Origin of the sequence: Ancylobacter sp., from assembly GCF_965249975.1 — a bacterium.
Classification (GTDB): domain Bacteria; phylum Pseudomonadota; class Alphaproteobacteria; order Rhizobiales; family Xanthobacteraceae; genus Ancylobacter.
This window is the reverse complement of record NZ_CBDFNE010000018.1, coordinates 871,888-890,597: the sequence shown is the minus strand read 5'-3', so window position 1 is coordinate 890,597 and position 18,710 is coordinate 871,888. Positions and strand designations below refer to the sequence as shown.

General features: G+C 69.3%; 14 protein-coding genes. 1 reads left to right on the top strand and 13 read right to left on the bottom strand.

Going from position 1 to position 18,710, the window contains the following annotated elements; genetic code table 11:
- Positions 1 to 162 precede the first annotated feature (162 nt).
- From ACP2AH_RS17015 to ACP2AH_RS16960, 12 genes are all read right to left on the bottom strand, one after another.
- Positions 163 to 777 carry an ANTAR domain-containing response regulator gene (locus ACP2AH_RS17015; protein WP_421698719.1) on the bottom strand — a complete coding sequence of 205 codons (615 nt, stop codon included), beginning with the start codon at positions 775 to 777 and terminating at the stop codon, positions 163 to 165.
- A 30-nt stretch (positions 778 to 807) separates the two neighbouring features.
- The gene (locus tag ACP2AH_RS17010) at positions 808 to 1,956 is read right to left on the bottom strand and encodes a transporter substrate-binding domain-containing protein (protein ID WP_425106877.1); all 1,149 of its coding nucleotides are present in this window, start codon (positions 1,954 to 1,956) and stop codon (positions 808 to 810) included.
- 128 nt (positions 1,957 to 2,084) lie between these two features.
- On the bottom strand, positions 2,085 to 3,224 hold the full coding sequence (locus tag ACP2AH_RS17005; protein WP_425106876.1) for an HWE histidine kinase domain-containing protein: 1,140 nt from the start codon (positions 3,222 to 3,224) through the stop codon (positions 2,085 to 2,087).
- Between the two features lie 495 nt (positions 3,225 to 3,719).
- Entirely contained in the window at positions 3,720 to 4,874 is a 1,155-nt protein-coding gene (locus ACP2AH_RS17000) for a CheR family methyltransferase (protein WP_425106875.1), read from the bottom strand.
- A complete protein-coding gene (locus ACP2AH_RS16995) occupies positions 4,871 to 5,542 on the bottom strand; it encodes a response regulator (protein WP_425106874.1) in 672 nt (223 codons plus the stop codon). Before ACP2AH_RS16995 ends, ACP2AH_RS17000 begins: the two co-directional genes overlap by 4 nt.
- Positions 5,527 to 7,998 carry an ATP-binding protein gene (locus ACP2AH_RS16990; RefSeq protein WP_425106873.1) on the bottom strand — a complete coding sequence of 824 codons (2,472 nt, stop codon included), beginning with the start codon at positions 7,996 to 7,998 and terminating at the stop codon, positions 5,527 to 5,529. Before ACP2AH_RS16990 ends, ACP2AH_RS16995 begins: the two co-directional genes overlap by 16 nt.
- A gap of 152 nt (positions 7,999 to 8,150) precedes the next feature.
- The gene (locus tag ACP2AH_RS16985; RefSeq protein WP_425106872.1) at positions 8,151 to 9,890 is read right to left on the bottom strand and encodes an ABC transporter ATP-binding protein; all 1,740 of its coding nucleotides are present in this window, start codon (positions 9,888 to 9,890) and stop codon (positions 8,151 to 8,153) included.
- 21 nt (positions 9,891 to 9,911) lie between these two features.
- On the bottom strand, positions 9,912 to 10,991 hold the full coding sequence (locus tag ACP2AH_RS16980; RefSeq protein WP_425106871.1) for a siderophore-interacting protein: 1,080 nt from the start codon (positions 10,989 to 10,991) through the stop codon (positions 9,912 to 9,914).
- Entirely contained in the window at positions 10,984 to 12,966 is a 1,983-nt protein-coding gene (gene fhuB / locus ACP2AH_RS16975; RefSeq protein WP_425106870.1) for a Fe(3+)-hydroxamate ABC transporter permease FhuB, read from the bottom strand. Before fhuB ends, ACP2AH_RS16980 begins: the two co-directional genes overlap by 8 nt.
- Positions 12,959 to 13,870 (bottom strand): ABC transporter substrate-binding protein, encoded by a 912-nt coding sequence (locus ACP2AH_RS16970; protein WP_425106869.1) that lies wholly within the window; start codon positions 13,868 to 13,870, stop codon positions 12,959 to 12,961. Before ACP2AH_RS16970 ends, fhuB begins: the two co-directional genes overlap by 8 nt.
- Complete coding sequence (locus ACP2AH_RS16965) at positions 13,867 to 14,691, bottom strand: ATP-binding cassette domain-containing protein (protein WP_425106868.1); 825 nt, start codon at positions 14,689 to 14,691, stop codon at positions 13,867 to 13,869. The genes ACP2AH_RS16970 and ACP2AH_RS16965 overlap by 4 nt, the downstream gene beginning before the upstream one ends.
- Complete coding sequence (locus ACP2AH_RS16960) at positions 14,685 to 16,817, bottom strand: TonB-dependent siderophore receptor (protein ID WP_425106867.1); 2,133 nt, start codon at positions 16,815 to 16,817, stop codon at positions 14,685 to 14,687. Before ACP2AH_RS16960 ends, ACP2AH_RS16965 begins: the two co-directional genes overlap by 7 nt.
- Before the next feature lie 245 nt (positions 16,818 to 17,062).
- Here ACP2AH_RS16960 and ACP2AH_RS16955 point away from each other — a divergent pair, with 245 nt between their 5' ends.
- Positions 17,063 to 17,950: an AraC family transcriptional regulator gene (locus tag ACP2AH_RS16955; RefSeq protein ID WP_244379520.1), complete on the top strand. Its 888-nt coding sequence runs from the start codon at positions 17,063 to 17,065 to the stop codon at positions 17,948 to 17,950.
- Here ACP2AH_RS16955 and ACP2AH_RS16950 read toward each other — a convergent pair.
- Positions 17,904 to 18,704: a maleate cis-trans isomerase family protein gene (locus tag ACP2AH_RS16950; RefSeq protein WP_425106866.1), complete on the bottom strand. Its 801-nt coding sequence runs from the start codon at positions 18,702 to 18,704 to the stop codon at positions 17,904 to 17,906. The genes ACP2AH_RS16955 and ACP2AH_RS16950 overlap by 47 nt on opposite strands.
- Between the last annotated feature and the right edge of the window lie 6 nt (positions 18,705 to 18,710).

The following is an 18,710-nucleotide window of genomic DNA, read 5'->3' as shown; positions in this document are numbered from 1 at the left end:
CCGGCACCATCGAGGGCTGCATAGCCTGGATGTAGAGCGGCAACGCTGCCGCCACGCTCACGAAGCGATGGGCTTAGCAAAGCGCAGGCGGCGGGGCCTGTCAAGCGCAAATGCCGAGGATAAAGGCAGGGAGTAAGATGCCTATGAGTTAGGCAATCTGCCTCACTTCTCCGGCTCGCCCTCGCGGTCGAGCTCGGCCAGCATGGCATGGGCGTTGATGATCGAGCCGGCGATGGTGCCGATCGGCACCCGCTTGGCCGTCGCCTGCTTGCGCAGGAACTGGTAGGCGTCGTCCTCCGAAAGGTTGCGCAGGCTCATCAAGAGCCGCGTCGCCTTCTCCACGTCGCGACGGGTGCGCAGCGTGTCCTCCAGCTTGCCGATCTTGGCCAGCAGCCGCCCCTCATAGCCGCGCTGCGACAGCGCCAGCACGAGGCTGGACAGCACGCCGGAGGCGCGGATGGGGCGCACCAGCACGCCATGGGCGCTGGAATCCAGCAGCGCCTTCAGCACGGTGGGGTTCTCGTAATCGACGATGGCGATATGGGCGATGGCAAGATCGGCCATCCGCCATGGCATCGAGCTTTTCGTGTCGCGGTCGAGCAGGAAGAACACCGCGTCGAGCGGCAGCGGCAATTGCGCCGGCGGCGGCCACACCACCTGCACCTGGCAGCCGATGCGCTGCAGCTGGCGCACGAGGTCCTCGCCGTCCTGGTCGCGCGGATGCACCACGGCGACGCGCATGTTGCGCAGGTTCTGGATCAGCTGCGAGGCGCTCATGCGTCGCGCCTCTTCGCGTCCGGCCGAGCCTCACGCATGGTCGTAAATATGGTCGACGAGATAAGGGTCGGGCTTCACCGGCGCCTTCGCTTCCCACACCACGTCGAAATCGCCATGCTCGTTCACCATGCCGATGCGCGGCAGCAGATAGGTGTGGTTGTTGTCGGGGTCGATGCGGATGCGGCCCTGCGGCGCGTCGAACTCGGTGCCGAGCGCGGCATCGACGAGGCGCTGCGTGTCGAGCGACTTCGCCCGCCGGAGCGCGTCGGCGAAGAGGTGGATCTGGAAATAGGCGGCTTCCGCATACATCGTCACCGCCGCGTCGCGGCCGAATCGGGCGCGGTAGGCGGCGACGAAGCGGCGATTGGCCGGGGTGTCGACGGTGGAGAAATAGGGCGCCGAGGTGATGTGGCCGATGCACAGCTCCGGCCCGATGGCGCGGATCTCGCCCTCCGACATGGTGAGGCTGGCGATGGGCATGCTGCGCGGATCGAGCCCCGCTTCGCGGAAGATGCGGTAGAGCAGATGCGCGCCCTCGCCGACCACGGTGGAGAAAACCACCGAGGGCGCGCGGCGGCGGATATCTTCCACCACGCGGCGGATCTGGTCGGCGTGCGGCTGTTCCGGCACATAGGTTTCCGCCACCACCTCGCCGCCCTCGCGCGAGACGAGATCGCGCATGATGCGGTTGGATTCGTGCGGATAAATGTAGTCCGAGCCGACGAGATAGAAGCGCGGCCCGAAGCGCGACAGCAGATGGCGGGCGAGCTGCAGGCTGTTCTGGTTCGGCGCCGCGCCGGTATAGATGACGTTGGGCGAATATTCGAAGCCCTCATAGAGCGAGGGGTACCAGAGCAGGGCGTTGCGCCGCTCCACCGTGGCGAGGATCGCCTTGCGGCAGGAGGAGGTGCAGCAACCGAAAATGGTGCTGATGCCGTCCTCGGTCAGCAGCCGCTCGGCGTAGCGGCGGTAGAGTTCCGGGCTGGATTCGGGGTCGTAGCACACCGGCTCGATCGGGCGGCCGAGTACGCCGCCCGCGAGGTTGATCTCCTCGATGGCGAGGGCCGTGCCGCGGAAATGCTCGGTTTCCGGCTCGCGCATATGCCCCTTGCGCGAGAACAGCACGCCAACCCGCCAAACGGCGCCCGAGCCCTGTTCCGCGCTGCCGAAATTCGCCACCGGCGCCTGCCTGTCTCACCTGTTGCCGCGCCGGCCGCCCCGTGTGCGCCGGCCGGGCTCCGCTGAGCCCTTCCGCCGTTTTGGCGCGGCCGCGCCCGGCTGGTCAAGTCGCGCCCGCGGCCGATGGGTCAGCGCGCCGTGCCGGTCGCGGCGGGGAAGGGCAGGACATTGCCGTCGCGCCGCGCCAGCCGTCCCGCCACCTCGACCAGTTGCTGCGGGATGAACGGCTTGCTTACCACCGGCGCTTGGGCGAAGGCGGCCGGCAGGTTCTCGCGGCCATAGCCGCTGACGAAGGCGAAGGGAATGCCGCGCCGGGTCAGCGCCGCCGCGACGGCGTCCACCGGCTTGCCGTGCAGATTTCCGTCGAGCAGGGCGGCATCGAACGCGCCGGTCTCGATGGCTTCCAGCGCCTCCTCGACTGTGCGGGCCGGCCCGTGAACGGCAGCGCCGGCATCCTCCAGCACGGCGATGAGCTCGAGCGCCACCAGCGCCTCGTCCTCCACCACGAGCAGGCGGCGACCGTCCAGCGCCGGCACCTCGCGCGCCGGCTCCAGCGGCGCCGGGGTGACGGGGCGGGCGGCGATGTCGGCCATCGGGTCCGGGGTACGGTCGAGCGGCATCACCAGCTCCCACACCACGCCGTCATTGCGGTAGGAGACGGAGGCGGTGCCGCCATCCGACTTCATGCTGCTGTCGATGAGGGTGGAGCCGAAGCCGCGCTTGACCGGCGTCTGCACCGGCGGGCCGCCGCTTTCCTGCCAGCGCAGCTGCAGCCGGTCGTCCTCCACCGACCATTCCAGCACGACGCGGCCGGCGGGGCGGGAGAAGGCGCCGTATTTAAGCGCATTGGTCGCCAGCTCGTGCAGGATCAGCGCGAGGCGCAGCGCCGGCTGCGGCAGCAGCTGCACGCGCGGGCCGCTGGCCTGTAGCCGCGCGGGATCGACGGTGCCGAGCCGCAGCTGGTCGTGCACGAGGTCCATCAGGTCCGCACCCTGCCAGGTGCGGTCGCTCAGCATGCCATGAGCGCGCGCCAGCGCCTGGATGCGGCCGGAGAAGGTGGCGGAGAACTGGTCGGGGCTGCGTGTGTAGCGCAGCGTCTGGGTGGCGATGGCCTGCACGCTGGCGAGCGTGTTCTTCACCCGGTGGTTCAGCTCGCCAATGAGCAGGGTCTGGGTTTCCTCGGCGCGGCGGCGGTCGGTGATGTCGAGGATCTGCACGCTGAGCGACACGGCTGTCCGTTGGGCCGGCGCAGCACGGAGCTGTACCATTCGCAGTCCAGCACCGCGCCCTCGCGCGTGCGGCAGCGCACCGTGTGATGGCCGCGCTGGTGCGCCGCGTCCGCCAGCGAGCCGGAGACCATTTCCGCAAGTTCGCCGATGCTGCTGTCGCAGAGCCAGCCGAGTTCTCCGCCGCGAAAGCCCGGTCACTTCGGGCGCGCGTCCAGCCGAACATGCGCTCCGCGCCCTTGGACCAGCCGATGCATCCGCATGCCTCCGCGTCGAACTCGACCACGGCCAGCGGTGAATTGTCGATATGCGCGTGTGAGCCGGGCGAGCGCGCCTTTCGGCATCGGCGGTCGGCGCTGGCGAGCGCAAGTCCTTCTGCCGGGCCAGCTGCTCGTGCTGAACAGGCGATCGAGAAGAACACTTCCACCTTGTTGCTTGCACGATCTGCGGTTATCGATCGGGCTTGTAGCATGATAATCGACCGCGCCCCGCCTCGAATCCCCGGAAGCGGCGGCGTTCGTCGGTGGAAGACGGCAGTCAGGAAGATGATCGGCACGCGCGCGCGTCCGCTCGGTGCCGCGCATCAGTCTCGGCCAGCTCGAACCCGTCCATGCCCGGCATCTGCACGTCGAGCAGCGCCAGCGCGACATCGTTGCTCGAGCAGCAGCTCCAGCGCCTCCTCGCCCGATGCCGGCCTTGTAGCAGGGTCCAGCCCGTCGCGGCTTCAGCAACGCTTCCAGCGCGACGCAGGTTTTCCTCGGGCACATCGTCCACCAGCCAGGAACTGGTGACCGGATCAGGCGACAGCATGGATCGGGCCTCCCGCAGCGTTGCACGTCGCCATTGCCGCCGGTAGATGCTTCTCGTCCGAATCGAAATCGGCGAAGGCGGTCCGAAATGGTCGGAGAAGCGCAGGCTTTCGCGCGCGCCCAGCCCCAGGAAGCCGCCGCGCACCAGCGAATCCCCGAACAGGCCGCAGCGCGCGATCCTGCAGCGCGCGAGTCGAAATAGATGAGCACGTTGCGGCTGGAGACGAGCTGCACCTCGCTGAAAACACCGCATCGGTCGCCAGGCTGTGCTCGGCGAACACCGCCCGCGCGCGCAGCGACCGGTCGAACACCGCCCCGATCCATAGCCCGTGGTGTAATAATCGGAGAGCGAGGCCCTGCCCGCCCGAGCTTGCGATGATTTTCGGTGAACTGCGGCGATGCGGTCGAGCCCGTAGATCCCGAGTTCCGCCCGCGCCAGCGCCACCGGGTTGATCTCGGTAGCGTAGAACATCGTGCGGGATTCCAGCCCCTCCTCGCGGAACAGGATGGCGAGCGAATAGAGTTCCTCGCCGGCGCTGCACCCGGCGACCCATACTTTGAGCGAGGGGAAGGTGCGCAGATGCGGGATCACCTCCTCGCGCAGGGTGCGGAAATAGTCGGGGTCGCGGAACATCTCGCTCACCTGCACGGTGAGGCAGTCGATCATCAGCGGCAGCAGTTCGGGCTCGCGCAGCAGCCGCGCCTGCACATGCGAGAGCGTCTCGCAATGCAGCCGCTGGCGCAGCAGATCGGCCCGGCGGGCCAGCGAGGCGCGGGAATAGGAGCGGAAATCATAGTGGTAGCGGCGGTGGATCGCCTCGACCAGCAGATCGAGCTCGATCTTCTCGCTGACGCTGACGCTGACGCTGACGGTCCCGGTCATCGCGACATCCACACCCGGGCAAGGGACAGCAGCTTGTCGACATCCAGCGGCTTGGCGAGATAATCATTGGCGCCGGCCGCCAGGCACTGCTCCTGGTCGTCCGCCATCGCCTTGGCGGTGAGCATGATGATGGGCAGGCCGTGCCAGGCCTCGCGACGGCGGATTTCGCGCGTGGCGGTGAGGCCGTCCATTTCCGGCATCATCACATCCATCAGCACCAGATCGACCGGCTGGGTGCCGTGCGTCTTCTCCAGCAGCTCCAGCGCCTCGCGGCCATTGCGGGCGATCTGCACCTTGGCGCCATGCGGCTCGAAGATGGAGGTGAGGGCGAAGACGTTGCGCACATCGTCCTCCACCACCAGGATCTGCCGGCCTTCCAGCCGCGCATCGCGGTTGAGCGAGGTGGCGAGCAGCTTCTGCTGCTGCGCCGGCAGGTCGGACACCACCTGGTGCAGGAACAGCGTCACCTCGTCGATCAGCCGCTCCGGCGACTTCGCGCCCTTGATGATGATCGACTTGGAGTAGCGGCGCAGCCGCAGCTCCTCGGCCTCGGTGAGTTCGCGCGCGGTGTAGACGATGACCGGCGGGAAGGCGGCGGCCTCGTTATCGTCGAGCCGGCTCAGCAGATCGAAGCCGGTGGCGTCCGGCAGCGTCATGTCGAGCACCATGCAGTCGAAGGTCTCCGCTTCCAGCCGCTTGAGGGCCTCGGCGGCGGAATGGCGCAGCCGACCGTCTCCACCTCCTTGGCGGCGAGAAGTTCGCTCAAGCCCCGCAGCTGGGCGGGGTCGTCCTCGACGATGAGGATGCGGCGCAGCTGGCGCGCCATGCGGAATTCCAGCCGTTCCAGCGTCTGCACCAGCTCATCGCGCCGGATCGGCTTCATCATGTAGCCGGCGGCGCCATAGGCGAGCGCGGTCTGCTCGTAATCGCTGGCGGAGACGACATGCACCGCAATGTGGCGGGTGCGGGGGTCGTGCTTCAGCCGGTCCAGCACGGTGAGGCCGGAATGGTCCGGCAGCCCCATGTCGAGGATGACCGCATGCGGCAGATATTGCCGCGCCGCCAGCACCCCGTCATCGGCGGTCGTGGTGACGATGCACTGGAAGCCGAGCTCATGGGCGAGATCGAGCAGGATGCGGGCGAAGGCGAGGTCGTCCTCCACCACGAGGATCAGCCGCGCGCCGGCGGTGAGGCGGGAGCGGTCGTCGTCGATGCCGGCCGGCGCGGGCCGCACGGGAGCGTCGGCCGCGACCGGGGCGGGCGGAGCCGGGCGCGAGGCCGGGCTGCGGCGCGGGGCGCGCAGCGGCTGGGTGGCGGCCGCGCCGGCGCTGTCGACCACCACGCCGCTGAAGCGCGTCGGCACGATGAGGCTGAAGGTGCTGCCTTCGCCGAGCCGGCTCTCCAGCTGGATCTCGCCGCCGAGAAGGTTGGTCAGCTCGCGCGAGATCGACAGGCCGAGGCCGGTGCCGCCATAGCGCCGGTCGATGGTGCCGTCGGCCTGGCGGAACGCCTCGAAGATCGCGTCCTGCTGCTCCTCGGCGATACCGATGCCGGAATCCGACACGGCGAAAACGAGCCGGCCATCGGCCTGGGTGCGCACGTCCAGCACCACCTCGCCCTGCGCGGTGAACTTGATGGCGTTGGACAGGAAGTTCTTCAGCACCTGTTCCAGCCGCTGCGGATCGCTTTCCAGCACCGGCGACACGTCGGGCGCGATCTGCGCGCGCAGGGTGACGCCCTTCTCCTCCGCCTGCGGGGCGAAGCTGCGCACCAGCTTTTCCGCCAGCGCGGCGACTTCCACCTGCTGCGGCCGCAGTTCCAGCTTGCCGGCCTCGATCTTGGACAGGTCGAGAATGTCGTTGATGAGGGTGAGCAGGTCGTTGCCCGAGGTCTCGATCATCTGGGCGTAGCTGATCTGGTCCTCGGTCAGATTGCCGAAGCGGTTCTCGCCGAGCAGGCGCGCCATGATGAGCAGCGCGTTCAGCGGCGTGCGCAGCTCATGCGACATGTTGGCGAGGAATTCCGACTTGTAGCGGCTGGCGGCGGCGAGATCATTGGCCTGCTGCTTCAGCGCGCCCTGGGTGCGGGCGAGATCGTCGCGCTGGGCTTCCAGCAGCTGCGTCTGCTCTTCCAGCTGGGCGTTGGATTCCTCCAGCTCGGCCTGCTGCCGCTCCAGCCGGTGCTGCGAATCCTGCAGTGCCTGGCTCTGCTCCTGCAGCTCCTCGTTCGCCGCCGTCAGCTCCTCGCCATGGGCGCGCAGCTCCTCGGCCTGCCGGCGGGTTTCCTCCAGCAGCTCTTCCAGCCGGGTGCGGTACTGCGCCGAGCGCAGGGCGACGCCGACCGCGCTCGCGGTGCGCTCCAGGAATTCCAGCGCCTCGGGGCGGGGCTTGCGGGCGAAGCCGAGCTCGATGACGCCGTTGACCTCGTCATCCTCGAAGGTCGGGGTGAGCAGCAGCCAGTCCGGCTTGCCCTTGCCGAGCCCGGAGCCGAAATAGAGATAGTTCTCGGGCACGGAATCGACGGCGAAGCTGCGCTTGTCGGCGATCACCTGTCCCACCAGCCCGTCGCTGCGGCGAATGCGGGCCGGCACCGGCGCATCGGCCGGCACGCCATAGCCGGCGGCGCGGGCGAACGCATCCTGGTCGCGGACATAGAACAGGGCGGCGCGGGCGCCGAGGCGCTCGGCAAGGAAGGTCAGCACCCGCTCGCCGAGCTCGGCGCTGGAGAGATCGCCCATCATCCGGCGCGAGAGGTCGACCTGCGCGGTGCGGATCCATTCCTCGCGCCGCACCGCCAGCTTGTTGCGGATGAAGAAGAAGCCGGTGGCCGCCAGCACCCACACGGTGACCGTGCCCATGGAGCGATTGAGCAGGGCGAGGCTGGGGTCGATGCCCGGCCGGTCCACCAGGAAGCCGGCGGCGATCACCACGGTAACGGCCGCGGCGGTGGCGAGCGGCACATAGGTGCGCCAGGCGAGATAGGCCAGCACCAGCGGAATGAGATAGGTCACCCAGACGGCGACGCCGAGCGGCACCGACAGATCGATGAGGAACACCAGCGCGGTGAACACCGCGAGGATGACATAGAGAAGGGCTGGCTTCTCTTCGAACGCCTTGAGCTGCACGCCGCCGCTACTCCCCGGAAAGGCGACACGATGAAAGCCGGGGCACGCGCCGACAGAGGGCAGGCGCGCATGTCGCAATCCCCGGCGCTCCTAAACCGCCGAGGGGCCGGAAGGTTCCGTGCGTTGCGGAAAAAAACGGTGCGGCGCTTTTTCTAGGCCGGAATGCGCTCCGGCTCGCTGAACTGGGTGCGCACCATGCGGGCATAGATGCCGCCGCGCGCCACCAGTTCGGCATGGTTGCCCTGTTCGGCGATGCCCTCGCGGGTGACGACGACGATGCGGTCGACCGTGCGGATGGTGGAGAGCCGGTGGGCGATGATCAGCGTGGTGCGCCCGACCGAGAGCGCCGCCAGCGCGCGCTGGATTTCCCACTCGGTCTCGCTGTCCAGCGCCGAGGTCGCCTCGTCGAGGATGAGGATCGGCGGGTCCTTCAGGAACATGCGGGCGATGGCGAGCCGCTGCTTCTGCCCGCCGGAGAGCTTCACCCCGCGCTCGCCGATCACCGTGTCGAGCCCGAGCGGCAGGCCGGCGAGGAGATCGTCGAGCTGCGCCCGGCGCGCCGCCTCGCGGATCGCCTCCTCGTCGGCGTCCAGCCGGCCATAGGCGATGTTCTCGCGAATGGTGCCGCCGAACAGGAACACGTCCTGCTGCACGATGCCGATGTTCCGCCGCAGCGAGGCGAGCTGCACGTCGCGAATGTCGTGCCCGTCAATACTGATGCGCCCGCCCGCGACATCGTAGAAGCGCGGCAGCAGCGAGCACAGCGTGGTCTTGCCCGCACCGGACGGGCCGACGAAGGCGACGCTCTCGCCGGCGCGTATGTCGAGATCGATGCCGTTCAGCACCGGCGCGGCCTTGCCATAAGCGAAGCGCACGCCCTCATAGCGGATGGCGCCCTTCACCTCGGCGAGCGCGAGCGCGCCCGGCTTGTCGGCGACATCCGGGCGGGTGGCGAGGAAGTCGAGATAGGAGCGCAGCCCGGCAATGCCCTTGGGGTAGACTTCCATGACCGCCGCGATCTTCTCCAGCGGCCGGAAGAACACGCCGACCAGCAGCAGGAAGCCGACAAAGCCGCCATTGCTGAGTTCGCCGCGCAGCACGAACCAGGTGCCGGCCAGCATGATGATGACCTGGGTGAGGCGCATGCCGAGATAGGACAGCGAGGCATTGGCCGCCAGCAGGCGGTAGGCTTCCAGCTTGGTGGTGCGGTAATGCGCATTCTCCACCGCGAACAGCTGGGTTTCGTGCTCCTCATTGGCGAAGGACTGCACCACGCGGATGCCGCCGATATTCTCCTCGATGCGGGCGTTGAAGGCGCCGACCCGGCCGAACAGGGCACGGAAATTCTCCGTCATCCGCCGCCCGTAGCGGGTGGTGATGAGCGCGCTGGCAGGCACGATCACGGCGGTGAGCAGCGCGAGCGGGACATTGACGCTCAGCATCACCAGGAAGGCGCCGACAAAGGTCATGAGCGCGATGAACACGTCTTCCGGGCCGTGATGGGCGACTTCGCCGATTTCTTCGAGGTCCTTGGTCAGCCGGGCGACGAGATGGCCGGTCTTGTGGTTGTCGAAATAGGAGAAGGACAGTTTCTGCACATGGTCGAAGGCGCGGCGGCGCATCTCGGTCTCGATATTGATACCGAGCATGTGCCCCCAATAGGTGACGACCGCCATCAGCGCCGCATTGAGCAGATACACCACGAGCAGCCCCACTGCCGCCCAGACGATGAGGTGCCAGTCCTGCCCCGGCAGCAGATGATCGATGAACAGCTTCACCGCGACGGGAAAGCCGAGCTCCAGCAGGCCGGAGACGACCGCGCAGGAAAAATCGAGCATGAACAGCCCCTTATAGGGGGCGTAATAGGACAGGAAGGGCCGGATGAGCTGCATGATGGATCGCTTATAGCGGCCTCAATCGGCCAGATCGACTCCCGCATGGCCGCGCCGCCAATAGGCGGCGATGGCGCAGCGGGACTTGGGGAGGCCGCGTTCCTGGGTGAGGTGGCGGCGCAGGGCCCGCGCGGTCCGCTGCTCGCAGCCGGCGAAGATATACAGGTCCTCAGGGTCGGCGGGCAGGTCGAGCGCGCGCACCGCCCGCTCCAGAAGGTCGCCGGTGCCGGCGGGGGCGCCGTCGCGGAGGAGCCATTCCACGTCGAGCCGGGCGGGCGAGGGAAGGGGCTGGCGCTCGCCCGCATCCGCCACTTCCAGCCGCACCACCGCCTGCGCCTGCGCCGGCAGTTCCGCCAGCATGCGCGCGATGACGGGCAGGGCGGTCTCGTCGCCGGCGAGCAGATACCAGCCGGCCGGCGGCAGGCCGGCGCCACCGGGGCCGAGCAGCCCCACGGGATTTCCGGGCCGTGCGTCGCGGGCGAAATCCGACCCCGGCGTGGCCGCGCCGGGGTGCAGCACCATGTCGAGCGTCAGCGTGCCTGCCGCCGCATCGACCTCCCGCACGGTGTAGACGCGGGGTATGACCGCGTCCGCCCCCGCCGGCCAGACGATGCGCCCGTCCGGGGCCGCGTGCGGCCAGACCGGGGTGCGGCCGGCAGGCGGAATGAGCAGCCGCACATGCAGCCCGCCGCTGGCGAAATGCGCGGCGTCGCCTTCCAGCACCACGCGGCGCATGCGCGGCGTGAGCGGGTGGGCGGCGGCGACACGCATGGCGCGGAAATAGGGCAGGTCCGGCTTGCCGGCGCCATGGCCTTCCCAGGCGAAGGCGGGGGCGGCACCGTCCATGGCGGCGTGGAGATGCTCGGCCAGCTGCATGCGCAGCACGGAAAGCCGGTCCTCGCGGTCGCTGCGCGCCTCAAGCAACAGCCGGCCGGCGGCATCGATGGACAGCGCCGCCTCGCCGCACCAGTTCTCCAGCCGCGCCGCATGCGGCGTGCGCTCGCGCAGCGTCTCCGGCTCCAGCCGGGCGCAGAGGCGGGCGAGGATTTCCGCCGCGCCGGTGCAGCCGATGCGCGCCTGCGCGGTGAAGGGTTCACCCATGCCGGTCTCCGCGTTGCAGCAGCCAGATCAGATACGGCCCGCCGACCAGCGCCGCGAGCAGGCCGGTGGGCAGCTGGTAGGGAAAGGCGACCATGCGGGCCAGCCAGTCCGCCAGCAGCAGCACCAGCGCGCCGATCAGCGCCGAGGCGAAGACGAAGAGGGCGCCGCGGTTCAGGCCGAGCTGGCGGGCGAGGTGCGGGCCGATCAGCCCGACAAGGCTGAGCGGGCCGACGAAGAAAGCCGCCACCCCGGTCATCGCCGCCGCCAGCAGCGTGAGCAGCAGCTGGCTCGCGGCCACCCTCAGGCCGAGCGAGCCAGCGACCCCCGCGCCGAGCGGCAGAAGGGCCAACCAGCGGCCGACGAGCGCGACGGGGAGGAGCAGGAGCAGCGCGCAGGCGGCGAGAATGCCGGCCTGCATCAGGTCGACCCGGTCGGTGGTGCCGGCCAGCCAGGCCAGCAGCAGGAAGCTGCCCGGTCCGCCGGCGGCGAAGACGGCGGAGAGGATCGCGAGCCCCATGCAGCCGATCGCAATGCCGGCGAGCAGCAGCTTCTCCGCCCCGAAGCCGGTCGCCGCGGCGATGGCCAGCACCAGCAGCAGCGCGCCCAGCGCTCCGCCGGCACTGGCGGCGAGCAGCAGGCCCGGACCCGCATCCGGCACGAGCATCAGCGCGGCGGCGAGGCCGACTCCGGCGCCGGCGCTGACGCCCAGCACTTCCGGCCCGGCGAGCGGATTGCCGGTGAGCTTCTGCATGATCGCCCCCGCCGCGCCGAGCAGCCCGCCGGCGGCGGCCGCCGCGACGACGCGCGGGGCGCGGAACGCCAGAAGCTCCGTCAGCAGCGGCCCGGTGGCGATGGTCCAGCCCTCAAGATCGCGCCCGGCGACCAGAGCGAACAGCCCGACCAGAAGAGCCGCAACAGCCAGCCCGGCCAGCGCGCGGCGCGGGTGACGCCAGCGGCGGCGGGGCGTCGCGGGGGCAGAGAGCGGCGGGGCGGCGGCGCGCAGGCGCGGCAGCAGCCACAGCAGCAGCGGCCCGCCGAGCAGACCGACCGCCGCGCCGGTCGGAATGAGGTCGCCGCCACTGCCGGCGGTGAGCTGCACCAGGCTGTCGGTGATCCAGAGCAGCAGCGCGCCGATCAGCGGCGCGGCGAGCAGCACCGCGCCCGGCCGCCTTGCGCCAGCGACGCGGGCCAGCGCCGGGGCGGCGAGGCCGACAAAGCCGATCACCCCGACCTCGGACACCACGCTCGCCGCCAGCGCCACCGCCACCGCGATGACGGCGAGCCGCATGCCCTGCACCGCCATGCCAAGGCTGCGCGCGCCGGCATCGTCCAGCGCCATGAGGCCGAGCGGGCGGCGCAGCAGGAAGGTGGCGCCGGCCGCCAGCGCCAGCCGCGTACCGATGACAAGCGCCGGCTCCCAGTTCTGCTGGTGCAGCGAGCCGGCGCCCCAGATGAACAGGGCGAACACATAATCGCCGCGCGCGAGGATGAGCGCCGCGCTGAGCGCCCCCGCCATCAGCGACAGCGTCATGCCGGCGACGACCAGCGTCACCGGCTCGAAGCCGCGCCGGGCGCTCAGCGCCAGCACCAGCGCCACCGCCGCCACCCCGCCGGCAAAGGCGGTGCCCTCCCGGGAGAAGGCGAGCAGCGCCGGGGCGAAGGCGAGCGCCAGCGTCAGTGCCAGCTGCGCGCCGGCGGCGATGCCGAGCGTGGAGGGATCGGCAATCGGGTTGCGCAGCACCCGTTGCAGCAGCGCGCCGGAAAGCCCCAGCGCCGCCCCCGCGAGCAGCGCGGTCGCCGCGCGCGGCAAGAGGCTGTGCCAGAGCAGCAGTTCGTCGAGGTCGAACGCCGCGCCCGGCATGTCCGGCCGGCGCAGCAGCACCAGCGCGAACAGGCCGAGGCCGAGCGCGGCGAGGGCGAGCCCGAAAGGCAGCGGCCGCAGGCCGGCGGAGCGGGGCAAGGCGAGCTCAGCCAAGGCCGCCTCCGCTCGTCGGTCCGCCCTCCAGCAGCGCCGCCGTGAGCAAGCGGGCGAAGCGGGCGGCGGTGGGCAGACCGCCAAATGGATCGACGCTGTCCAGCACGGCGAAGCGATGGGCACGGATATTGGGCAGGGCGTTCCACAGCGCGCTGGTGGCGAGCACCCGCGCCGCATCCGGCGGGACGGGGCGCAGGATGACGAGGAAGGCGTCGGGAAAGCGCGCCAGCGCCTCCAGCCCGAGCGGGGCGGAGGCGGCGTAGAAGGTGCGCTCGCCCCAGGCATTGGTCAGGCCGAGGCGCGCGATCACCTCGCCGAACAGGCTGTCGGCACCGAAGACGCGGAAATGCCTGGAATCGCCGAGATTGAGCACCAGCAGCGGCCGGCCGGCCTGCGCGGCGAGGCGCTGCCGGCTGGCGTCGATCTGCCCGGCGACGGTGTCGATCAGCGCTCGGGCCGCGTCCTCGCGCCCGGTCAGGGCGCCGATCGCCATTGCCGCCGCCTCGGCTTCGCCATAGGGCGGGCGACCGGTCCGGTAGATGGACAGCGTCTCGACCGGGGCGATGAGGCGCAGCTTCGGCTCCATCCAGCCATAGAAGTTGGAACTGAGGATGAGGCTGGGGTGGGTCAGCCGCAGCGCCTCGAAATTCACCGCGCCGCGCAGGCCGATATCGACCACCGAAGCCGGCACGGGCGGCTCCACCGCCACCTCGCGAAACAGCACCAGTTCGGCCGCCGCCACCGGCGTGAGGCCCATGCCCAGCAGGATTTCCAGCAGCGCCCAGTCGACCGTGGCGAGGCGAAGATCCGGAGCGTGCGCCCGCGCCGGTGTGCCGCGCAGCGCCAGCGCCGCCACTCCGGCGGCGAGCAGGGCACGGCGGTGGAGGTGCGGGGCGGCGCTCACAGCACGTAGCTCATCGGCGCGCCGCTGACGGGATGCGCCATCACGCCCATGTCGAGCCCGTAAATGGCGCGCAGGTGCTCCGGCTGCATGATCTCGCCGCTCGGGCCCTGGGCGATGAGCCGCCCGCCGCGCAGGGCGAGCAGGCCGTCGCAGGTTCGGGCGGCGAGGTTGATATCGTGCAGGATGACGATCACCGTCATCGCGCCGGCTTGCGCGCCTGCCCCGGCCTCGTCTCCCAGCTCGCGCAGAATGGCGAGCACCTCCATCTGGTGGGCGATGTCGAGCGCCGAGGTCGGCTCGTCCAACAGCAGGCAGCGCGCGCCCTGCGCCAGCATCAGCGCCAGCCAGGCGCGCTGGCGCTCGCCGCCGGAAAGGCTGTCCACCGCCCGGTCGCGAAAGGCGGAAAGGCCGGTGCGCTTTATCGCCGCCTCCACCCGTGCCTCGTCCTCGGCGGTGAAGCGGCCGAGCGCGCCGTGCCAGGGATAGCGGCCGAGGCCGACCAGTTCGCGCACATTCATGCCGTCGGAAGCGGGCATGAATTGCGGCATATAGGCGACCTCGCGGGCGAAGGCGCGCCCGGTCCAGCCCGTGAGCGGGCGGCCGTCGAAGCTGATCGCGCCGCCGGTCGGGGCGATCTGGCGGGCGAGCATCTTCAGCAGGGTGCTCTTGCCGGAGCCGTTGGGCCCGATCAGCCCATAGACGCGCCCCGCCGGCAGATCGAGCGTCAGCGGGCTGAGGATTGCCCGGTCGCCGGCCGTGAAGGCCGCCTCGCGCAGCGACCAGAGCGCGCCCGCCGGCGCCGGAGGAGCAGGCTCTACCATTTGTAGGACAGGGTTCCCAGCACGGTGCGGCCATTGCCATAGAAGCAGCCGAAGAAGCCGCAGCCGGCGACATAGGTCTCGTCGGCGATGTTGTTGACGTTGAGCTGGGCCTTGAACGGGCCCTTCTCGTAATGCAGGGCGGCATCGAACAGCGTGTTGGAGGACAGGAAGATGCTGTTGTCGTCGAGAGCGTAGCGATCACCGACGAAGCGTACGCCGCCGCCGACCCCGAAGCCCGCCCACGCCCCCGACGGGACGGTGTAGTCGAGCCAGAGGTTGGCCATGTTCTCCGGCACATTGGCCGGGCGGTTGCCGGCATATTGGCCCTGGGTGATCTCGGCGTTCATATAGGTGTAGTTGGCGATCAGGTTGAGCCCGTCCGCGAGCCCGGCCACGGCGGTGAACTCGAAGCCCTTCACCCGCACCTCGCCGATCTGCGTCTGGTAGCTCACCCCGTCGATGAGCTGCGAGGACAGCACATTGGACTGGGTGAGGTCGTAGACGGCGGCGGTGAAGAAGCCGTTCCAGCCCACCGGCTGATACTTCACGCCGAGTTCGACCTGCTCGCCCTCCATCGGCTGGAAGGCGCCGCCGCCGAGCTGCGTCGGCATGTTGCCGATGACCGGCTCGAAGGAGGTGGAATAGTTGAAATAGGGGGCGATGCCGTTGTCGAAGAGATAGGTGAGGCCGACGCGGCCGGTGAAGGCGCTGTCGTCCTGGTTCTGCGTGGTGTCGCCGAAATTGGTCAGGTTGGTGGAATCGGTCGTCGCCCAGTCATGGCGCAGGCCGACGGTGAGCAGCCAGTTCTGCAGCTTCACCTGGTCCTGCGCATAGACGCCCGTCTGCGAGATCGTGCCGTTCACATCCGACGTGTACCAGGGCGTGCCGCCGACCGGCTGGTTGTAGATCGGGAACAGGATGTTGATCGGCGAGGCGGTGCCAAAGGCGGTGGTGTTGGATTCGCTGTAGCGGCGATAATCGACGCCGACCAGCACCTCATGGCTCAGCGCCCCGGTGTCGAATTTGCCGAGCATCTGGCTGTCGAGGTTGAAGGTCTGCTGCGATTCGGAATTTTCCGATGAGCCGCGATTGGCGACGAGCGGATTGGTCGGGCTCAGCGCGCTGTAATAGAGGCTGTTATAGTCCCAGGCGAGCACGGCGTAGCGGGCGTTCTGGCGGAATTCCCAGGTCTCGTTGAAGCGGTGCTTGAACTCGTAGCCGACGCTGCCGAAAGTGCGGTTGGAATTGTCGTAGTCGGGATCGCCGAGGAACAGGTTGCGCGGCAGGCGCAGGCCGCCATCGGCATTCACCGTGTACTGCACCGGAAGGCCGACCGGGGTGCCGGTCTGGTCGTACTGGATATTGGCCAGCACGGTGAGCTCGGTGTCGGTCGAAGGCCGCCAGGTCAGCGCCGGGGCGAAGAACAGGCGGTTGTCATCGATATAGTCGGTCTGGGTGTCGCTCTCGCGGGCGAGGCCGGTGAGGCGGTAGGAGATGTCGGCATTGTCCGGCAGCACGCCGCCAATGTCGAAGCGGCCGACATAGCGGTCGAAGCTGCCGGCCTCGACCTGCACCTCGCCGAAATTGGTGAAGGTCGGGCGCTTGGAGATGAAGTCGAGCAGGCCGCCGGGATTGCCCTGTCCATAGAGCACCGAGGCGGGGCCGCGCACCACGTCGATGCGCTCCAGCCCATAGGGGTCGATGGCATTGGTGCCGGCCTCGCGCATCAGCTTCAGGCCGTTCAGATACATGCTGTTGTCGGCGGCGAAGCCGCGGATGATCGGGTAGTCGAACCGCGGATCGGCGCCGAAGGGCTGGGAGACGACGCCGGCGGTGTAGTCGAGGGCCTGCCCGACGCTCTGCACGCCGCGCGCGTCCATCTGGTCGCGGGTGACGACGGAGATGGACTGCGGCACCTCGATCAGCGGCGTGTCCGTCTTGGTGCCGGCGGTGCTGGTGCGGGCGACATAGCCCTGGGTGTCGTCCGTGCGCTGGCCCTGGATGTCGATCTGTTCCAGCTCGATGGCCGCCGCGCCCTGCTGCGCCCGTGCCGCCGGGGCCGAGACAAGGATCGCCGTGCTGCCCATCAGCAGCGACATCGTTGAGAGGGCCAGCCCTTTGCGCATCACGGTACCCGTTTTCAGCAGTTGAGATGAATTATAAAGAAGCGTTCCCCTCCGGCCCTGGGAAACACCGCTTCATATCAATCAACATTCCGCCGTTCTTGTCGCATCCTCTTGTGTTTTGAACGATCGTGTTCTCTATTGCCCCCTGATCCAACGGATTTGGCGCGAGATCAAGGCGAGAGTGTTACTTCATATTGATTCTAATCTATGAAGTGCCGCGCTGATCTTGACGAGTGGCACGCTGAATGAGCTTTCAACCGCGCATGACCTCCACCGTGGAGGGCATCACCCTTCTGGACGAGCTGCACTGGCGCAGCTGGAACGGCATCATCGCCGATGTCTGGCATGTCGCCTGCGCGGCGGGGGCGGGCGGGCATTATGTCTCGCGCGACGCCCGGCTGTTCGTAGTGCTGGAGCGCGAGGGCGGACGCTCGGATGTGCAGCTCTCGGTGGACGGCCGTCCGCGCCGGGTGCAGCGGGCTCCGCACCGCATGAGCTTCGTGCCCGCCGACCTGCCGATCTGGTCCCATGTCGACGAGCCGGTGCGGGTGCGCCACCTCGACCTGCATTTCCACGCCCCGACGCTCAGCGAGCGCCTCGGCGAGGATCTTGACGATGAGCGGTTGGCGACGCCGCGGCTCGATTTTCTCGACCCGCGCCTGTTCACCCTGGCGCAGCTGATCGCGGAGGAATGTACCGGCCCCGAGCGGCGCCACGACCTCTATGGCGACGGCCTGACCCTCGCTCTGTTCATCGACCTCTTGAAGCTCGGCCGTGCGCCGAGCGCGGCGGCGCGGGGCCCCGCACTCTCCCCGCGCCAGCTGCGGCGGGTAACGGATTTCATCGAGGCCCATTGCGCCCGCAATATCCGCCTGCAGGAACTGGCGGAGCTGACCGGCCTGTCGCAATCCTATTTCAGCCATGCCTTCAAGGCGGCGACCGGGGTGCCGCCCTATCAGTGGCATCTCAAGGCCCGGCTGCGGCGGGTGCAGGCGCTGCTGACCGACACGGAACTGCCGCTCACCGAAATCGCCTCCGCCACCGGCTTCACCGATCAGGCGCACCTGACCCGCAGCTTCCGCCGGCTTATCGGCGCGACCCCGGCGGCGTGGCGGCGGGCGCAGGGGCGCTGAGGCCGGCAAAGGTCGGCGTGGCGAAGAGCGAGCCGAAGCCGGCGAGCGGTGCGGTGGGAAGGTCGAGCGCGCGCAGGCAGCCCCACAGCGTCGCAGCGACGGAATCGATGATGGGAACCCCGAGCGCGCGCTCGATCTCCGCGCCAACCCGCGCGCCGCGCATATTGGTGCAGACAATGGCGATGGCGTCGGGTTTTGCCGCCGCGACCTCCGCGCACATATGGCCGACCTGGTCGTCGGCGATGTCGGCGAAGGAAAAATTGTCGGACAGGCCGGCATGCAGACCCTCCACCACCTCGACGCCATGCGCGGCGTAATTGGCGGCGATGCGGGCGCCGACATCGGCGGTGTAGGGGGTGACGAGGCCGAGCCGCCTCACCCCGCCCTCCGCGAGCAGCCGGTTCAGGCCGAGAATGCAGCTGGTGGCCTTCACCCCCGTTCGCGCCTCGATCTCCGCGCAGAGCCGCGCATCGGTGTCGAAGCCGAGCCAGCTCGCCGATGTGCCGTTCCAGGCGATGATGTCGGTGCGGGCGTCGGCAAGCAGCTCCGCCGCCGCCAGGATCGGCTCCTGGCGGAACTGGTTGGAGGCGCTGTCGTCGAGCGCGATCCGCGTCACCCGGAAGCGGGCGAAATGCGCGGTGACGGCGGGAAACAGCGGCTCTAGCATCCGCGCCGTATAGGGCTCGAGCACCGTGTTGGAAGACGGCGTCAGCATGCCGATCCGATGCCGGCGGGGGAGGGGCTCATCGTGCATGGCGCT

What these genes read in the sequence shown, in the direction of transcription:
- ACP2AH_RS17015 (WP_421698719.1), bottom strand. Translation starts at nt 777, where the DNA reads ATGAGCGCCTCGCAGCTGATCCAGAACCTGCGCAACATGCGCGTCGCC.
- ACP2AH_RS17005 (WP_425106876.1), bottom strand. Translation starts at nt 3,224, where the DNA reads ATGGTACAGCTCCGTGCTGCGCCGGCCCAACGGACAGCCGTGTCGCTC.
- ACP2AH_RS17000 (WP_425106875.1), bottom strand. Translation starts at nt 4,874, where the DNA reads ATGACCGGGACCGTCAGCGTCAGCGTCAGCGTCAGCGAGAAGATCGAG.
- ACP2AH_RS16995 (WP_425106874.1), bottom strand. Translation starts at nt 5,542, where the DNA reads ATGGTGCTCGACATGACGCTGCCGGACGCCACCGGCTTCGATCTGCTG.
- ACP2AH_RS16985 (WP_425106872.1), bottom strand. Translation starts at nt 9,890, where the DNA reads ATGCAGCTCATCCGGCCCTTCCTGTCCTATTACGCCCCCTATAAGGGG.
- ACP2AH_RS16980 (WP_425106871.1), bottom strand. Translation starts at nt 10,991, where the DNA reads ATGGGTGAACCCTTCACCGCGCAGGCGCGCATCGGCTGCACCGGCGCG.
- ACP2AH_RS16965 (WP_425106868.1), bottom strand. Translation starts at nt 14,691, where the DNA reads ATGGTAGAGCCTGCTCCTCCGGCGCCGGCGGGCGCGCTCTGGTCGCTG.
- ACP2AH_RS16960 (WP_425106867.1), bottom strand. Translation starts at nt 16,817, where the DNA reads ATGCGCAAAGGGCTGGCCCTCTCAACGATGTCGCTGCTGATGGGCAGC.
- ACP2AH_RS16955 (WP_244379520.1), top strand. Translation starts at nt 17,063, where the DNA reads ATGAGCTTTCAACCGCGCATGACCTCCACCGTGGAGGGCATCACCCTT.
- ACP2AH_RS16950 (WP_425106866.1), bottom strand. Translation starts at nt 18,704, where the DNA reads ATGCACGATGAGCCCCTCCCCCGCCGGCATCGGATCGGCATGCTGACG.